Raw genomic sequence first — 16,318 nt, forward strand, 5'->3', positions numbered from 1 at the left:
ATACTCTTTTAGCCTCTGGGCTTGTCTTTCAAGGTTGTCTTTACTTGCATTGTCAGAAACCCTTGCATAGATAATACACCTGTTTCCGTTCTCATACTCTTGTTTTTCCTCAACTATGATAGTTCCTGTAGGCAACTGAAAGCCCTTTATCTTTCCTTCTTTAAACAACCTCCATGCGGTCTTATAACTAATGCCAAGCTTTTTAGCATAATCCGATAACTTCATAGGGAATAATATAGTATGTTTGAGTAATTTTGTCAATAAAAAATAGAACCAGTTTCCATGACCCACCCTGATGAAGCTTGTCCTGCAAGATGGAGAGGAGGAGAAAAGACGTTAAAGCCTTCTGAGGAGTTGATTGGTAAAGTTCACGAGGCTTTAAGATAGGCATATATTTAATAATACTTTTTGGAGGTTCAAAAAATGGAGCTTACGCTTGATTTCACTACTGACAAAGTGTACGATGTGATAGTGATAGGTGCTGGACCTGCTGGCTCTTCTGCCGCCATTTACACCTCAAGGGCAGGGCTTTCCACACTCGTCCTTTATAGGGCGGAGGCTGATGGTGCCTTAGGTGTGACTCAGCAAATAGAAAATTATCCAGGCATAAGAGGACCTATCTCAGGATATGAGCTTCTAAAACTTATGAGGGAACATGCCAAAGCTTTCGGTGCTGAGTTTGTAAGGGGAAAGGTCATAGCCACTGATCTTCTGAATGAAATCAAAAAAGTTTACACAATAGATGGTAGGGAATTCAAAGGAAGGGCAGTCATAATAGCCTCGGGTGCTATGGAAAGAACTAACAAGTATAAAGGTGAGGAAGAATTTCTCGGTAAAGGGGTGTCTTATTGTGGAGTGTGTGATGCAGCTTTTTTCAAAAATAGACCTGTTGCGGTTATAGGTGAGGATGATTACGCTTTGGAAGAAACGGAATTTATCGCTCGTTTTGCGAATAAAATATACCTCGTTGTACCTTCAAGCAGGATAAAAGCACCGCCTGAAATGATTGAAGAGATCCAATCACGCGAAAATGTTGAAATACTTTTGCATCACAGGGTATCGGAGATAGTGGGAACTTCTCTGGTTGAAGGTTTAAAGGTACAAAGTATAAATACAAAGGAAAACAAGTTACTTCAGGTTGATGGTGTCTTTATATTCTTAGGAGGGAACAAACCATCAGTAGATTTTCTTATGAATCAGGTGCAGATGACTGATGAACACTGCATAATGGTAAATGAGGAAATGATGACCTCAGTTCCCGGTGTGTTTGCTGCAGGTGATGTGCTTTGCACTAATATAAAGCAAGCAGTCATCGCCGCAGCAGATGGAGTAAAGGCTGCTCTTGCAGCAGATAAGTATCTCAATAAGAAAGCTAAAATCACTTCCCAGTGGTAAAAGTATTTTAAAAGAAAGCCCCCAGGAAGGGGGCAGTTAGGTCTTACACTCTGCGGATTATCCTTCTGAAGAATACAGCTACAGGTATAAAGAGCCAGGCGAGGATATTTATCGGAGGACTACCTGAAGACATGCTGCATCCACCGCCGCCTCCTATATGATCGAAGGTTGCAATGCATGTCTTATCTGCTGCAAAGAGTCTCACATTGCACGTGTCATTCATCCCACAGCTTTCACAATCACCACTCCAACCTTTGAACACAGAGCCTGCATCAGCTTTTGCCTTGAGCTGTATCACTATCAGAGATGGGAAATTTGCTATACAACTACCGCCACAATCTATACCTGGTGGATCGCTGGTAACGCTTCCACCGCCACTACCTTGTTTTTTTATGGTCAGTGCATAAGGAGGTCCACCACCTGCCACGTTGTTGAAAACTGCTTTACACTGTTTATCTGCATCCATAGTTAAATTACAAGTTGGATTGTTTGCACATACGGAACAATCTCCAAGCCAAGCACTGAAGATAGAACCCGCATCCGGCACAGCAGACAAAGTTACGTTACTACCAGCAGGAAAGTCCGCAGAACAGTTGGTTCCACAATTTATACCTTCAGGACTGCTATATATCTGACCTGATCCTGTACCTGCCTTAGAAAGAGAAAGCTTGTGCGTAGCAGAGGGCTGTCCGCCACTGCTGGGAGGCTGTCCTCCACCACCACCTCCTCCACCTCCACCACCTCCTCCTCCACCGGAGGTGTTAAAGGTGGCTGTACATGCCTTGTTAGCATCCATAGTGAGACTGCATCCTGGAGCTGTTCCACAGCTTGAGCAGTCACCACCCCATCCCGCAAAGGTAGAGCCTAGGTCAGGTGTAGCAACGAGGGATATAGTTCCCAAAAGCCCTATAAAGGTTGCACTGCACTGAGTTCCACACTGTATGCCACCCGGAGGAATAACTATGCTTACCAGTCCTGTTTGACTTGATACAAAACCGCTTCCGCTTCCCTGCTTGGTAACAGAAACCGTTATAACATCAAGAAGACCCTTAGGTTGTGCAGAATAAACTTCTGAAGAGGAAAAGAGAGCCAGAAAGGCTCCCACAAAAAGGTAAAAAAGCTTTTCATACGTCTCATACATGTAACCCCCCTAAGAGACCAGCTAAAAGCTGTACTAAAAGCCCTACTACAGTATTTACAAGACCTATAACCAGTTGAAGTATGGGAGAAACCAAACCAAGTAGGCTGTTAAGAAGATTTGATAGATCAAGAAGTGAGTTGGTGCTTACCTGTAGTCCACCGTTGCTTACAACTGCACCAGCATATGTATTACTCATAAAGGTATAGGTATTATTCAGTAAGTTTCCAAGTAGGGATTGGCTTACACCACCCAAAAGTCCTCCTCCGAGAAGTCCATTCAGAAGTCCACCCAGAAGGCTGTTGAGAAGCCCAAGTACCAGATTGAGGAGGTTTGAAAGTAGTGAAAGATCTATAAGTTTTGCATTGAGCATGAGACTTGAACCAGCCGAAGCGCTACCGCTAAGAGAAAGTCCACCTAAAAGAGCAGACAGAAGCTGATTTACAGTTACCAAAAGTGTATTAACCAAACCAACTACCGTGTTCACGAGAGTCGGTGCTATACCTATAAGTCCACCACTGCTGAGTAGTGTCCCAAGTAATGCATTTACAAGGGTTACAAGCGAATGCACAAGTCCTATCACTGTGTTTAATAAAGATGGTACTATGGGAAGCACACCGCTTAATAGAACTGCTAAAAGGTTATTTACTACAGCAACAAGATTACTGAGTAATGGTATCAGCAAAGCTGGAGCAAGTGTAAGAAGCCCGTTTGTTGTGCTTAGCAGATGTGCTATTAGAGAATTCAACACGCTTATAAGGTTATTTAGAAGCGGTCCCACTTGACTTGCAGGTGTTGTGCTAAGTTGTACATTTAGCTGTGCAAGATTTGATACATCAGCTTGTAGGTTTGCGGAGATTTGGGTATTCTGAAGCACAGGTTGAAGGCTTTGCAAAAGATTACTTATGGAGCTGGTAAGAGCGCTAAGCTGTCCTGAAAGTGGCAGAGAGTAAACTTTCAGGCTGTTATCTGTAAAAGCAGTTTCGGAAGAGTTAGAGGAAGATGTTGAAGGCACAGTAGATTGTTGAGTTTGCTGAGGACTTGAAGTTCCACCTGTAGAACTTCCAGAACCTCCGCCTCCACAACCGTAAAGGAAAAGGAAAATAAAGAAGGCAGAAAATAGTAGCAACCTACCTACAGCAAAAAAGCCCCTTATACTGCGCATAACCCACCTCCTTGATAAGTGTTGTGAAATTATCATATAGCGTTATTGATATACATGTCAAGAAAAGAAATATGATCAAAGTCATATTATTTTTTTTATCTCTTGTGGGTTCTTATACCCTATCTATAGTGGTATGTTTGACAAATATCTGAGGGGCTATGGCTATGACTTTCTTAGGTTCAACAACTATGTCAGGGTACTTAAGATCATCCCAGCTTCTCAAAATCCACTTTCCCCTACCGTTTTCAGGTTTTGCTTTAACTATCCTCACCACTATACCCACACCTTCTATCTGAGCTACAACCGTATCTCCCACTTTTGGCGTCATGTCCAGGTCTACGTAAATTATGTCACCTTCTATAAGCCTCGGATACATGCTATCGCCCTCTATTACAAAAGCAACTATCCTGTGATTTCTCTTCTCTATAGGTATTGGCATTTCTTCCATACGTTCAGCCCCCTCTAAAACATGTTCATAATTTGAAATAATACCAGTGTAAGAAAAGGATACAACTGGAATCTTTTTAAGGGTGCAAACAGGTACAAAACCTTGAGATACAAGCTCCTTCTCTAACTTTGATGAAGAGAGCATATCTAAAAACTCATCGTTTATAAGATACTCTATTGGAACATCTAAGGCTTTTGCCAGAGCTGTGATCTTTTTCCTACTCTCAGGAACAGCTCTCCCAGACTTATATCTGTGCATATCGTTATGTGCGGATTCTGGGGAGATCTCCGCAAATTCAGCGAACCTATTGGCTATGTGACGTATAGACCATCCTCTTTTCTTTTGTACCTCACCCAAGGCTTTTACAAATTTCTGTGTATCAAATATACCGTTACGCATCTTAGCAGTAAGTAAACAATTAATATGAATATGTTATGAGATGTTTATTTAGAAGTATCATATGTGATACACTTTTTTTGTTTAAAATATCATCACTGATTGATAGATGAGGGAATATAATTTTCGCAATGAGGGTTATACTCTTTTCCGGGAAAGGCGGTGTAGGGAAAACAACCATTTCAGCATCCACCGCTTACAGACTTTCTCAGCTCGGATACAAAACCATAGTGGTTTCTCTGGATCCAGCTCACAGTTTGGGAGATGCCTTTGATATATCGGAAAGTGAGAAAATAAGAGCAAAGGGACTTCCTATAAAGATAAGTGAAAGGTTATATATTCAGGAGATAGACATACAGGAAGAGTTAGACAGATACTGGGGTGATGTTTACAGGTTTTTAGAGCTTCTTTTTAATACTACAGGGCTTGATGAGGTGGTGTCAGAAGAGCTTGCCATACTGCCGGGTATGGAAGAGGTCACAAGCCTTCTTTACGTAAATAAGTATTATAGAGAGGGGGAATTTGACGTTCTTGTACTTGATCTGCCACCTACAGGAGAGTCACTTCGTTTCGTTTCTATGCCTACAGTTCTCAAATGGTATATGAAGAGAATATTCAACGTTGAGAGAAATATACTCAAAGTTGCACGTCCCGTAGCGAGGAGAATAACAGATGTACCTCTCCCTGACGAATCTTACTTTAAAGCTCTTGAGAACTTCTATGAAAAGCTAAAAGGCGTAGATGAACTGCTTATAGACCCTGACATAACTTCAGTGAGGCTTGTAGCAAATCCCGAAAAAATGGTGCTGAAAGAGAGCCAGAGAGCTTTCATGTACTTTAATCTCTTCGGTGTGAATGTAGACGCTGTAATAATCAATAAGGTCTTCCCACCAGAAGTGGAAAGTTGTGAGAGCTTATCCAGTTGGGTGTGGACACAAAAGAGGTATCTGGAAGAGATGTCCGCACTTTTTGCGCCTGTTCCCATATTCAGGGTACCAATGCTTGAAGATGAAGTGGTAGGTCTTGAAAGGTTGAGTATTCTCGCAAACCTCATCTACGGTGATACCGATCCTTCCAGAGTCCTTTTCAAGGAAAAGCCGTACGAATTTATACAGGAAGGGGATAGATATATGGTAAAGCTCAAAGCGCCCTTTCTCACAAAGGAAGGGTTGACAGTTCTCAAAGGAGACGGAGAGATCACCGTAAGGTGGAGAAATTTCAAAAGTCATATAATGCTTCCGAGAAAGCTCAGAAACTACGATCCCGCTGGAGCCAAAATAGACAGGGGGTATCTTTTTATAGAACTCACCAGAGGCAAAGCTCCAAATTGACAAAGATCAGTTTAAAGATATATTTATATAATGAATTATCATTCATGGAGGTAGAATATGGAAAGCCTCTACGATGTGTTCAGAAGGAGGGGGTACAATAGGAGGGACTTTTTAAAATCAGTCCTGCTTCTTACAGCTTCGCTGGGACTTCCTCCTTCCGCTTTTGCCCGTGCGGTGAAAGTTCTTGATCTAAAGCCTAAACCTGTTGTCATATGGTTGGAGTTTCAAGATTGTGCTGGTTGTAGCGAATCTTTCATAAGGAGTACAAGCATCCTCCCGTCCGATGTTCTTTTGGACTATATATCCCTTGAGTACCACGAGACTCTAATGTCTCCATCCGGCTTTTACGCAGAGGAAGCTAAAAAAGAAGCTATGGAAAGATACAAAGGTGAGTACATACTCATAGTTGAAGGATCAATAACTCCTAAGGATAAGGGGATTTACTGCACGGTTTCTGGCAAGTCAAATGTGGAACTACTTAAGGAAGCTGCAAAGGATGCCAAACTTGTAATAGCGGTGGGAAGCTGTGCGAGTTGGGGAGGGATTCCTCACGCAGAACCAAATCCTACAGGAGCAATTCCGGTAAGTCAAGTGTTAGAAGGTAAACAGGTGGTGAACATACCAGGCTGTCCTCCAATAGGTGATGTGATCGTTGCGCTCATTATGGGCTTGGTCATAACCGGTAAAGCTCCAGAGCTTGACAGTTTTGGAAGACCGAAAACCTTTTACGGACAGACTATACACGATAGATGTTACAGGAGACCCTTTTATAATGCGGGTAAGTTTGCGAGCTCCTTTGATGATGAAAGTGCTAAACGGGGTTACTGCCTGTATAAGTTGGGCTGTAAAGGTCCTATAACGAGAAATGCCTGTGCAACTGTAAGATGGAACGGTGGATTGAGCTTTCCAATACAGTCAGGGCATCCGTGTTTTGGCTGTTCCGAGCCTGACTTTTGGGACAGAGGTTTTATATACTCACCGCTGTCCGTGGTAGAAGGGGAATTTAGCTGGAAGACGGCTCTTGCAGGTTTGGCTGTAGGTACAGCGATAGGTACAGCTTCTGCGTTGATAAACAAAAAGCTACAGGAGGGAAAGTGATATGACTGACCTCACCTTTTACGATTTTGTCAGGGGACAACTATTGAGATTTGCTTTATTTGTATTCTTTGCAGGTATAGCTTACAGATTTTTTAGGGTTGTATTTCTTGGACTTCCTTATGATTACGCAAAGCCTAAGGGGAATCCTTATTATATGGCAATAAAGAAGATAGTGATAAAACCTACCATGGGCTGGACTTTTAACGAAATATTCTCAAGAAGGGCGGTAAACTTTATAGGGGGATTTCTCTTTCATTTTGGCTTCCTTGGACTTACCTTTTTTGTCCCAGCGCACGCCTTTCTCTGGAAGAAGATCACAGGTCTATATGTACCTGCTGTTCCAAACATAGTTTCGGATATGCTTGCTTATGCAGCACTTGGCTCTCTCGTAGCTTTAACGGTGCATAGGATGCTAAACCCTGTGCTGAAACTTCTCACTGGAAAGGACGAATACCTTGCAAACTTTCTGATAGCCATGATACTCTTTACAGGTCTTCTTGCCAGCAAATGGGCAGGAGGAGGTTTTTATGTGTGGATACTTTCCACGCATATGTTCCTCGCAGACATACTCATCATATATATACCCTTCAGTAGGCTGTCCCACTTTATCTATTACTTCCTTTCTGTTGGCTTTATGGGATGGAATGCTGGCAAAAGGGGTGTATCCTTTTAGAGGAGGTTTTGATATGCCTGTAGAATCCAAAGAAAAAGTAGGTAAAGAGGAGATAGCCAAGTTTTACGAGTTTTGCAAAAGGAGTATAAACGCTGAGGTGGCTGCTTATCTGGAAGCCTGTGTAAGGTGCGGTATATGTGCCGAAGCATGCCTTTTTTACATGGGGGAAAATGTCTCTGGTAGAATAGACCCTACGCTTACACCAGCATACAAGGCAGACCTTCTTCGTGAGATATACAAAGAAAACTATACCCTGATAGGTAGGATAAAGAAGGTCCTCGGCTTAGGCATTAAAATCACTGCAGAGGACCTTAAAAATCAGGTAAAGCTCGTCTTTTACACATGCACCAACTGTGATAGATGTACAAAGGCTTGCCCTATGGGAATAGATACTCCCAGACTCGTAAGTATAGTAAGGGGTGCGCTTACTTATGCAGGTCTTACACCAAAGGATCTTGCCCAGGCAACAAACCTTTCCGTAGAAAAAGGAAGCCCTCTTGGAGTGGATATCCCCACCTTCCTCAAGAGGATAGAGTTTATATCAGAAGAGTATGAAGTGGAAATACCTATAGATAAAAAGCCTTCTGAATACCTTTACATACCTTCATCCATAGAACTTATGAAATTTCCGCAGGCTGTTGCATCAGCTGTAAAGGTTTTAAACAAAACGGGTGTAAGCTGGACACTTTCCAGTATTGCTCACGAAGCTACAAATTTTGGTTTATTTGCCCAAAGCAAGGAAGTAACAAAAGAAATGTTGAGGAGGGTTCTTGAAGGTGCAAAGGATCTGGGCATTAAATACATAATTGCTCCCGAGTGTGGACATGCCTACCAATCCATGAGGTTTATAGCACCTAACGTATTTCCGACGGACTGGAAGTTTGAAGTTTTAAACATAGTGGAATTTATAGACAGGATGATAAAAGAGGGAAGGTTAAGTATAAAAGGTAAGGTGATAAAGGAAAGGGTAACGATCCACGATTCCTGTCAGATAGGAAGGAGGGGAGGTGTTCTCAAAGAACCCAGACGGATACTCAACATGCTTGCGGAAGACTTTAAAGACTCGGTGATGATACCAGAACACAATATATGCTGTGGTGGTGGAGGTGGAGTACTTGTCATAAAAGACGCCGATTATCACAGGCAAAAAGCTTTTATATCCAAGATGACTCTCTTTGACAAGGTGGGCGCAAAAACAGTAGTGTGTTATTGTGCCAACTGTATGCTTGCTCTCAGTATGGGTAGTCAAGAGTTAAAAAGGGATTACAGGTTTGTGAGCATAGTGGAACTGGTTGCTGAAGCTGTAGAGGAGGTAGAGCAATGAGCAGGTTAGTCATAGACCCTATAACGAGGATAGAAGGTCATTTAAGAATTGAAGCGGAACTTGAAGGAAATCGCATAAAAAAGGCTTACTCCTCTGGTACTATGGTCAGGGGTATAGAGATAATATTAAAGGGTAGAGATCCCAGGGAAGCGTGGGCTTTGGCTCAAAGGATATGCGGAGTTTGTACCACGGTGCATGCCTTTGCTTCCATAAGAGCGGTTGAGGATGCCTTAAAGATAAGAGTACCTAAAAACGCATCCCTTATAAGAAAGCTCATGATAGGCACTTTGTTTGTTCATGACCATGTTGTGCATTTTTATCACCTTCACGCCCTTGACTGGGTCAATCCCATTCAAGCCCTAAAGGCGGATCCTGTAAAAACTTCGGAACTCGCTAAGATCGTATCCGGTTACGAAAAATCCTCACCTTCTTACTTCAAAGAGGTACAAGACAAAATACGTCAGCAGGTTGAGAGGAATCAATTGGGTATATTCAGCAAAGGTTACTGGGAACATCCAGATTACAGATTACCACCTGAAGCAAACCTTATGGCTGTAGCTCATTATTTGGACGCACTAAACTGGCAGACTCAAATAGTACAAGTTCATACCATCTTCGGTGGTAAAAATCCTCACCCTAACTTTGTGGTTGGTGGTATGGCATGTCCCATAGACCTTCAGAGCGATACAGCTATAAATATGGAAAAACTCAATAAGGTAAAGAGCCTCATAGATACAATGATAGATTTCGTGGAGAAGGTTTATTTGCCAGATCTCATAACTATCGCAAGCTTCTATAAAGACTGGTTTGAAAGGGGTGAAGGTATTGGAAACTTTTTAGTTCTTGGAGAACCTGAAGGGGACTCTCACAGAGAAGGTAAGTTTTTCATACCCCCAACCTTTATAGAAGGGAGAAATATAGAAAGCTACGAAGATGTAGATTACTTTAAGGTGGAAGAGTATGTAACTCACAGTTATTATAAGTACTCCGTGGGAGATCAAAAAGGGCTTCATCCTTTTGAAGGTGAAACAGTCCTTAACTATACAGGACCTGAGCCACCGTACGAGCAGTTGAACGTTGATGGAAAATATAGCTGGCTGAAGGCACCGAGATATAAGGGTCTTCCTGCAGAGGTTGGACCACTCGCGAGAATTTTGGCTCTTTATGCAAGAAATGAGCTCAACGCTAAGGAACTTGTAAATTCTTATCTCTCAAAACTTGGACTGCCTTTAGAAGCTATGTACTCAACCATGGGTAGAACCTTAGCGAGAGGTTTGGAAACATACATCTACGCTCACTCTATGAAGATGTGGTATGAGGATCTTATTCAGAATATGAAGGTTGGGGATCTAAAAACCTTTAACGGAGAAAGATGGGAACCATCCACATGGGAGAGGGATGTTAAAGGCTTTGGACTCATGGAAGCTCCCAGAGGCTCTCTCTCACACTGGATTTACATAAAAGATGGTAAGATAGCAAACTATCAAGCTGTTGTCCCAACAACATGGAATGGATCTCCGAGGGATGCAAAAGGACAGCCTTCACCTTACGAAGCCTCCTTGTTAGGACACGAACTCGCAGATCCAAAAAAACCTTTAGAGATAATAAGAACTATACATTCTTTTGACCCATGCCTTGCTTGCGCTGTACACCTATATTCGGATACCGAGGATACGCTTGTTAAGATAATATAGTACCCCTTAAGGTTATGTCCCCACTGATCACTCTCTTCTCACCTTCAGCTGTCAAGAGGATGATCTGTCCTTCAGGAGATAGATCGGTGAGTATCCCTACAGTAGGAGGATCAGTTTGAAGTACAACTTCTTCACCGAGGAAGAGAAGTCTTTTCTTTATGTCTTCCCTGAAATCTCCAAAGCCCCGTTCCTTCAAAAGATCCAAATTCCTATCTATCTTTTTAAGAAGCCTAAAGAGTACTTCTATAGTGTCATATTTTCTGCCGGACACCAAAAGCATAGATGTAGCCTGTAAGCCTTCCGGAAAATTCTCCTGATTTACATTTAGACCTATCCCTGCTATGATCCTGTCTTTCACTTTCTCCACAAGAATACCGCATATCTTTTTACCCTTCAAATACACGTCGTTTATCCACTTTATGCTTGCGAAAAATCCGTAATCTTCAAGCAGTTGGCACACCGAAAGGCTTAGCACCAAAGGTAAAGCCTGTTCATCTTTAAATGATTCTTTCAAAGAAAAGCTAAAGTACAATCCACCCATATCCGAGTGCCAAAATCTTCCGTACCTCCCTCTACCCAACCTTTGAGTTCTTGCAACAACCACACAATTTAGAGACATTTTGTCTTTTAAATAGTCCTGTGTTGAACTTACTTCTTCAAGCCACAGCATGCACAAAAATCTTTTCATGATAGGGACTTTATAACTTCCTTGAGTGTGTCCAAAACCGTATCCATCTCTTCAAAACCAATCACCAGTGGCATCATCAAGACCATCACATCACCCAAAGGTCTTAGGAATACACCCCTTTCCCTGCATTTGCAGGCTACCTTAAAGCCTGTGCGTTCGCCGTAAGGAAACTTCTCCCCTGTTTTTTTGTCCTTTATTAGCTCTATGCCCACCATAAAGCCAAGCTGTCTTACATCTCCTACATGAGGAAGCTCATAAAACTCTTCCAGCCTCTTTGTTAAATGCTCTATCTTTGGCTTTAGCTTTTCTAAGGTTCTTTCCTCTTCAAAGACTTCAAGGTTTGCCAATGCTACAGCACAGGCAAGGTTGTTACCCGTGTAGGTGTGCCCATGGTAGAAGTGTTTTAGCTCTCCAAACTCGCCAAGAAAGGCATTAAAGACCTCGTCGGTGGTTAAAGTAACCGCCAAAGGCAGGTATCCGCCAGTTATACCCTTTCCAAGACACATAAAGTCCGGACTTACCTCTTCTTGCTCGCAATAAAACATCCTGCCCGTCCTTCCAAAGCCTGTAGCCACCTCATCTACTATCATAAGCACGCCATACTTTTTGGTAAGCTCCCTCACGCCCCTTAAAAAGCCTTTTGGAAAAGGTAGCATGCCAGCTGCTGCCTGAATGCCAGCCTCTAAGCTAACCGCTACTATATCATCCCTGCTTTGGAGTATTTTTTCAAGAAGGCTTAAAAGCTCTTTCTTACACTCCTCGCATAGCTTTCCATAACGCTCTTTGCAAAACATATAGGGGGAGGGTAGTTTTATGGTTTCAAAAAGGAGGTCTCTGTAGGTGCCATGAAAGAGGTCTATACCTCCAAGGCTAACAGCTCCAAGTGTGTCTCCGTGGTAGGCTTCTTGAAGGGTTATAAAGACTCTTCTTTTTTCTCCTTTGTTTCTCCAATACTGGTAGGCGAGCTTTATGGCAATCTCAACCGCCTCTGCCCCGTCTTCTGAGTAAAAAACCTTTGTGAGACCTTTTGGAGCAATATCTACAAGCCTTTTTGCTAAGAGGGTAGCAGGTACGTTGGAACTTCCAAGAGTGGTAGTGTGAGCCACTTTTTTGAGCTGTTCTATCAAAGCAGAATTTAACTTAGGATGATTGTGACCATGCACGTTGCACCATAAGGAAGATATGGCATCTATGAACTTTCTACCATAAATGTCGTAAAGATAAACTCCTTCCCCTCTTTCAAATATCAGGTTTTCTTCTTCACGATATACTTTCATCTGTGTAAAGGGATGCCAAAAATATTCCTTGTCCCATTGTTCAAGGAGTTTAGGGTCCCAGTTCATAGTTTTAAATTTTACCTAAACTTTATAATCTTTCGTTGAAGTATATTTAAGGACTTTTTCCCAATTTACAGAACCATTTTCTTCGCAAAAGAGTCTTATGAACTCACCTGTTATCCTGTTTAGTAGATTTTTATACTCTTCAAGATACTTTTCGCTCTTTTCCCTTGCTTGTCTTCCAATGGGTTCTACTATATCCACATACAAGGTTTCTATTCCACTTATCAATTCCCAAAAATCTTTACCACAGTATTTGTAATAAAAATTTTCCTTCACCTGCACACCACATCTTCCATAACAGCATCCTTCTACAAAAACGCTTCTATGTCTTTCCGCAGATGGCAATCTACTCCATATCTTTTTAAAATTCATGACCATTTCTCTTATTTGTCCAGAGTTTCCCCAGTTTGGTCCAGATTTTACAGAAACAAAGTACCTTTTGCCATCTCTCTCAAACTCAAGGTCTATGCCCTGTGCAGATGATTTCACACCACCAAAAGCCTTGCTACATACGAATATGGCTAAGTCCTCCAACCAATTACCAAATATGGTTTCCTCATGAGCTGTTAGAAAATCATCCACTATTTGCTTAACTATCTCATAGGCTGTATTTAATCCTTTTGCTTTATACAGGTAAGGATTTTTCCTTTTCATGATATCAAGCAATCTAATGCTCATCAGTTTTTCCAGCCTCTTTTCATGAAAAGTGCTAATGGTATCTTTGACAAAGTTTTCTATTTTTTTTAACAGTTCTTCCTTCTTCACAATACAGCCTCTGTTTCCTTGAATTTTATTATCTGAATTTTCTCTAAAACCCCCGCTTCCCTTCTTAATCTCTCACGGGCAAGCTCTAAGTACTCACCTTTGATATCTATGCCTATGCAGTTTCTTTTTAACCTATAACTTGCCACGCATGTGGTTCCACTTCCTACAAAAGGGTCAAGGACTGTATCGCCTTCAAGGGTAAAGAGCTTTATGAACCATTCTGGTAGAGCCACAGGAAAGACTGCGCTATGACCTTTGAAACTACACTCTGTTGCCATGTGAAGCACATTTGTTGGATAAACAAGTTCCTTACCTATCCAGTTTGCTATCCTTTTACCAAAACCGCTTTTTGTGGAGGAATTTAGACGTTTAATATCGTTCTCGCTTAATTTGGAAAGCCTCTTGCTTACCCAATCTCCTACCGGCACCATCACCGCTTCCTGAAACATTTTAAACTTCTTGCTTTTTGTAAAATGCAAAAGCCTCTCCCATGCATCTCTAAATCTGTTAGGCCACTTACCCGGATAACAATTCTTCTTATGCCATATGTATTCCTCTATCCAAAACCACCCTCGCTGTTTTAAAGCCAGTATAAGTTCAATCACATAGGTATGTCTCTCGCCGTTTACCACACGCTCTTTTATGTTTAAGATAAAAGAGCCATCGGGCTTTAAAACCCTGTAGAGCTGGTCCGCAATAGGTAAAAACCAATCCACATATTCGTCTGGATGCACTCCACCATAGACTTTTTTTCTTCTATCCGCATAGGGTGGAGAGGTAAATATTAGGTCTATACTGTTATCGGGTATGCTTTTTAGGACCTCAAGGCAGTTGCCTTCGTAGAGCAAAACAGAAGGCTTGATTAGCATAATTGTATATTATATTGCCTCAAAACTAAAGCTACCTTTTTTAGCTGTTCTATTAGGGCTTGGTTTAATTTCGGATGGTTGTGTCCATGCACGTTGCACCAGAGGGAGGAAATGGCATCTATAAACTTTCTTCCGTATATGTCATAGAGATACACACCTTCACCCCTTTCAAAGATGAGGTTTTCTTCTTCTCTATATACCTTCATCTGTGTAAAGGGATGCCAAAAGTATTCCTTATCCCAGCTTTCAAGGAGCTTCGGGTCCCAGTTCATGGTTTTAAATTTTATCTAATTTGAAGCCCTTTGTTGAAGTATAGTTTAAAAGCATTTCCCAATCAACTTCTCTACTTCCTTTGAAAAAAGCCTTATAAACTCCAGGCTTATTCTGTTAGTAATTTTTCGTATTCCTCAGAGTATTCTGTGTTCTTTCCCCCATATTATAGCCTCCAGGCAGTCTTAGAAACCACTTATTTATATGCTCAACTATTTTCCTATGTTTTGAGAAATTGTGAGTTTGTGTAGTAGGGAAATGAGTATTTTCAATATTCAGAAAATCTTATATAAGTACTTTTAATACCTCTATTAGTATTGTTTAATTGACTTTCTGAACCTAAAAGCTATAATTTTATGAAAACTTTATGGGAGGTAAAATATGAGTGTGACGAGACGTGACCTATTTAAGTTGGCAGGAATTGGGGCTTTGACGCTGGGTGTTCCATCTGCAAGTTTCTCAGCAGCCGAAAAAGTAAAAAAGGCTCAAGCTATGCTTCCTCCACCTAAAGGCAACAGGGTAGTTGTGTGTGGAGGGGGATGGGCAGGATTGACTGTTGCCAAGTATCTTAAGAAAGAAAATCCCAACATAGATGTAGTCCTCATTGAAAAAAGACCCAACTTCTTTTCATGTCCAATATCCAACGAGTGGATCGCAGGTCTTGTAAACCTTGATTTTATATCCCACGATTATAATCAACCAGCTTCTAAGTATGGCTACAGGTTCATCAATGCGGTAATTCTAGGCATAGAAAGGGATAAAAAGAGGGTATATACAAATCACGGTTATATAGAATACAATTACCTTGTACTCGCTCCAGGCATAAAGTACAACTACGGCGCGTGGTTCAAGGATGATAAGGAAATGGCTTCTTATACGAAGATACACTATCCTGCAGCATTTATACCAGGATCTGAACATCTGGCACTCAAAAGGAAAGTGTGGGAATTTGAAGAGGGAGATTTCATCATCACAGTACCACCGGGCGCTTACAGATGTCCTCCCGCACCTTACGAGCGGGCAGCCATGATAGCCTATGTGTTTAAGAAAAATAACGTTAAAGGAAGGGTAATAATTCTTGACCCTAAGGAAGATATAGCTCCTAAGGGTCCAGGCTTCAGAGCTGCATACGAACAGCTCTATCTGGGTATAGTTGAGTACGTTCCAAAAGCTCAGATAAAAGAAGTGGATCCGGTAAATAAAGTTATAAAAACTACAGCAGGTGACTTTAAGTTTACGGATGCCAACTTGATTCCTCCCCATCAGGCTGGTGAGCTTGTCTGGATGGCGGATCTCATAGCGAAGGATAAGGAAGGGAAACCTACCGGATGGGCTGACCAAGATCCTCTCACCTTCCAAGCTAAGACAGATCCCAACGTATTCCTTGTAGGTGATGTCATAGGTGGCGTTCCCTATCCAAAGAGCGGACATATGGGTAACTCTCAAGGTAAGATAGTAGCCAAGATCATAGCTTCACGCATAGCAGGCAAAGACACAAAACTTACACTTCCAGACAATACGTGTTATTCCATGGTGAACGGAGATCCTCAGGAAGCTATTGTCATAAATGTCACTTACGACTACAATGACAAAGAAAAAAAGATAGTACCCAAGCCAAAAGTTATAAACGAGCGATCAACTGACCTTGCAAGGGCAACTTACGAATGGGCAAAAAGCATGTACAAAGATATGTTTGCTTGATGCAACGACCGTTGCAACACGGA

Annotated in this window: 15 protein-coding genes and 2 pseudogenes; 8 read left to right on the forward strand and 9 right to left on the reverse strand. The window is 41.7% G+C overall.

Annotation, left to right across the window (positions count from 1 at the left end):
* The coding region (locus tag ABWK04_05190; GenBank protein MEZ0361282.1) for an IS607 family transposase at window positions 1-225 on the reverse strand (225 nt) is incomplete at its 3' end.
* A gap of 57 nt (window positions 226-282) precedes the next feature.
* Here ABWK04_05190 and ABWK04_05195 point away from each other — a divergent pair.
* Window positions 283-387: pseudogene (locus ABWK04_05195) on the forward strand (peroxiredoxin).
* A gap of 36 nt (window positions 388-423) precedes the next feature.
* Window positions 424-1,395, forward strand: a complete 972-nt coding sequence (gene trxB / locus ABWK04_05200) for a thioredoxin-disulfide reductase (GenBank protein MEZ0361283.1) — start codon at window positions 424-426, stop codon at window positions 1,393-1,395.
* Window positions 1,396-1,438: 43 nt separating this feature from the next.
* Here trxB and ABWK04_05205 read toward each other — a convergent pair whose 3' ends face one another.
* The 3 genes from ABWK04_05205 to ABWK04_05215 form a co-directional block, all read right to left on the reverse strand.
* Complete coding sequence (locus tag ABWK04_05205) at window positions 1,439-2,536, reverse strand: hypothetical protein (protein MEZ0361284.1); 1,098 nt, start codon at window positions 2,534-2,536, stop codon at window positions 1,439-1,441.
* The gene (locus ABWK04_05210) at window positions 2,529-3,698 is read right to left on the reverse strand and encodes a hypothetical protein (protein MEZ0361285.1); all 1,170 of its coding nucleotides are present in this window, start codon (window positions 3,696-3,698) and stop codon (window positions 2,529-2,531) included. Before ABWK04_05210 ends, ABWK04_05205 begins: the two co-directional genes overlap by 8 nt.
* Window positions 3,699-3,810: 112 nt before the next feature.
* Window positions 3,811-4,545 (reverse strand): LexA family transcriptional regulator, encoded by a 735-nt coding sequence (locus ABWK04_05215; GenBank protein MEZ0361286.1) that lies wholly within the window; start codon window positions 4,543-4,545, stop codon window positions 3,811-3,813.
* A gap of 128 nt (window positions 4,546-4,673) precedes the next feature.
* On the opposite strand from ABWK04_05215, the gene ABWK04_05220 reads away from it, so the two are divergent.
* The 5 genes from ABWK04_05220 to ABWK04_05240 are packed head-to-tail and all read left to right on the forward strand — an operon-like array spanning window position 4,674 to window position 10,662.
* Window positions 4,674-5,873, forward strand: a complete 1,200-nt coding sequence (locus ABWK04_05220; protein ID MEZ0361287.1) for a TRC40/GET3/ArsA family transport-energizing ATPase — start codon at window positions 4,674-4,676, stop codon at window positions 5,871-5,873.
* Window positions 5,874-5,930: 57 nt separating this feature from the next.
* The gene (locus ABWK04_05225) at window positions 5,931-6,971 is read left to right on the forward strand and encodes a hydrogenase small subunit (GenBank protein MEZ0361288.1); all 1,041 of its coding nucleotides are present in this window, start codon (window positions 5,931-5,933) and stop codon (window positions 6,969-6,971) included.
* A gap of 1 nt (window position 6,972) precedes the next feature.
* Window positions 6,973-7,644, forward strand: a complete 672-nt coding sequence (locus ABWK04_05230; protein MEZ0361289.1) for a hypothetical protein — start codon at window positions 6,973-6,975, stop codon at window positions 7,642-7,644.
* Between the two features lie 13 nt (window positions 7,645-7,657).
* The gene (locus ABWK04_05235; GenBank protein MEZ0361290.1) at window positions 7,658-8,968 is read left to right on the forward strand and encodes a (Fe-S)-binding protein; all 1,311 of its coding nucleotides are present in this window, start codon (window positions 7,658-7,660) and stop codon (window positions 8,966-8,968) included.
* A complete protein-coding gene (locus ABWK04_05240; protein ID MEZ0361291.1) occupies window positions 8,965-10,662 on the forward strand; it encodes a nickel-dependent hydrogenase large subunit in 1,698 nt (565 codons plus the stop codon). The genes ABWK04_05235 and ABWK04_05240 overlap by 4 nt, the downstream gene beginning before the upstream one ends.
* Here the strand turns inward: ABWK04_05240 and ABWK04_05245 are convergent.
* The 5 genes and pseudogenes from ABWK04_05245 to ABWK04_05265 all read right to left on the reverse strand — a co-directional run bounded on the left by ABWK04_05245 (window position 10,649) and on the right by ABWK04_05265 (window position 14,596).
* Window positions 10,649-11,350 carry a biotin--[acetyl-CoA-carboxylase] ligase gene (locus ABWK04_05245; GenBank protein MEZ0361292.1) on the reverse strand — a complete coding sequence of 234 codons (702 nt, stop codon included), beginning with the start codon at window positions 11,348-11,350 and terminating at the stop codon, window positions 10,649-10,651. The two genes, ABWK04_05240 and ABWK04_05245, sit on opposite strands and share 14 nt — an antisense overlap.
* A complete protein-coding gene (gene bioA / locus ABWK04_05250; GenBank protein ID MEZ0361293.1) occupies window positions 11,347-12,693 on the reverse strand; it encodes an adenosylmethionine--8-amino-7-oxononanoate transaminase in 1,347 nt (448 codons plus the stop codon). Before bioA ends, ABWK04_05245 begins: the two co-directional genes overlap by 4 nt.
* A gap of 15 nt (window positions 12,694-12,708) precedes the next feature.
* Window positions 12,709-13,455 carry a PmeII family type II restriction endonuclease gene (locus tag ABWK04_05255; GenBank protein MEZ0361294.1) on the reverse strand — a complete coding sequence of 249 codons (747 nt, stop codon included), beginning with the start codon at window positions 13,453-13,455 and terminating at the stop codon, window positions 12,709-12,711.
* Window positions 13,452-14,324 (reverse strand): site-specific DNA-methyltransferase, encoded by an 873-nt coding sequence (locus ABWK04_05260; protein MEZ0361295.1) that lies wholly within the window; start codon window positions 14,322-14,324, stop codon window positions 13,452-13,454. Before ABWK04_05260 ends, ABWK04_05255 begins: the two co-directional genes overlap by 4 nt.
* Before the next feature lie 29 nt (window positions 14,325-14,353).
* Window positions 14,354-14,596, reverse strand: a pseudogene (locus tag ABWK04_05265) (aminotransferase class III-fold pyridoxal phosphate-dependent enzyme).
* 379 nt (window positions 14,597-14,975) lie between these two features.
* Between ABWK04_05265 and ABWK04_05270 the strand changes: the two are divergent.
* The gene (locus tag ABWK04_05270) at window positions 14,976-16,295 is read left to right on the forward strand and encodes an FAD-dependent oxidoreductase (GenBank protein ID MEZ0361296.1); all 1,320 of its coding nucleotides are present in this window, start codon (window positions 14,976-14,978) and stop codon (window positions 16,293-16,295) included.
* The last annotated feature ends 23 nt before the right edge of the window (window positions 16,296-16,318 follow it).

It is taken from the genome of Hydrogenobacter sp., assembly GCA_041287335.1.
In the GTDB taxonomy this organism is placed as follows: domain Bacteria; phylum Aquificota; class Aquificia; order Aquificales; family Aquificaceae; genus Hydrogenobacter.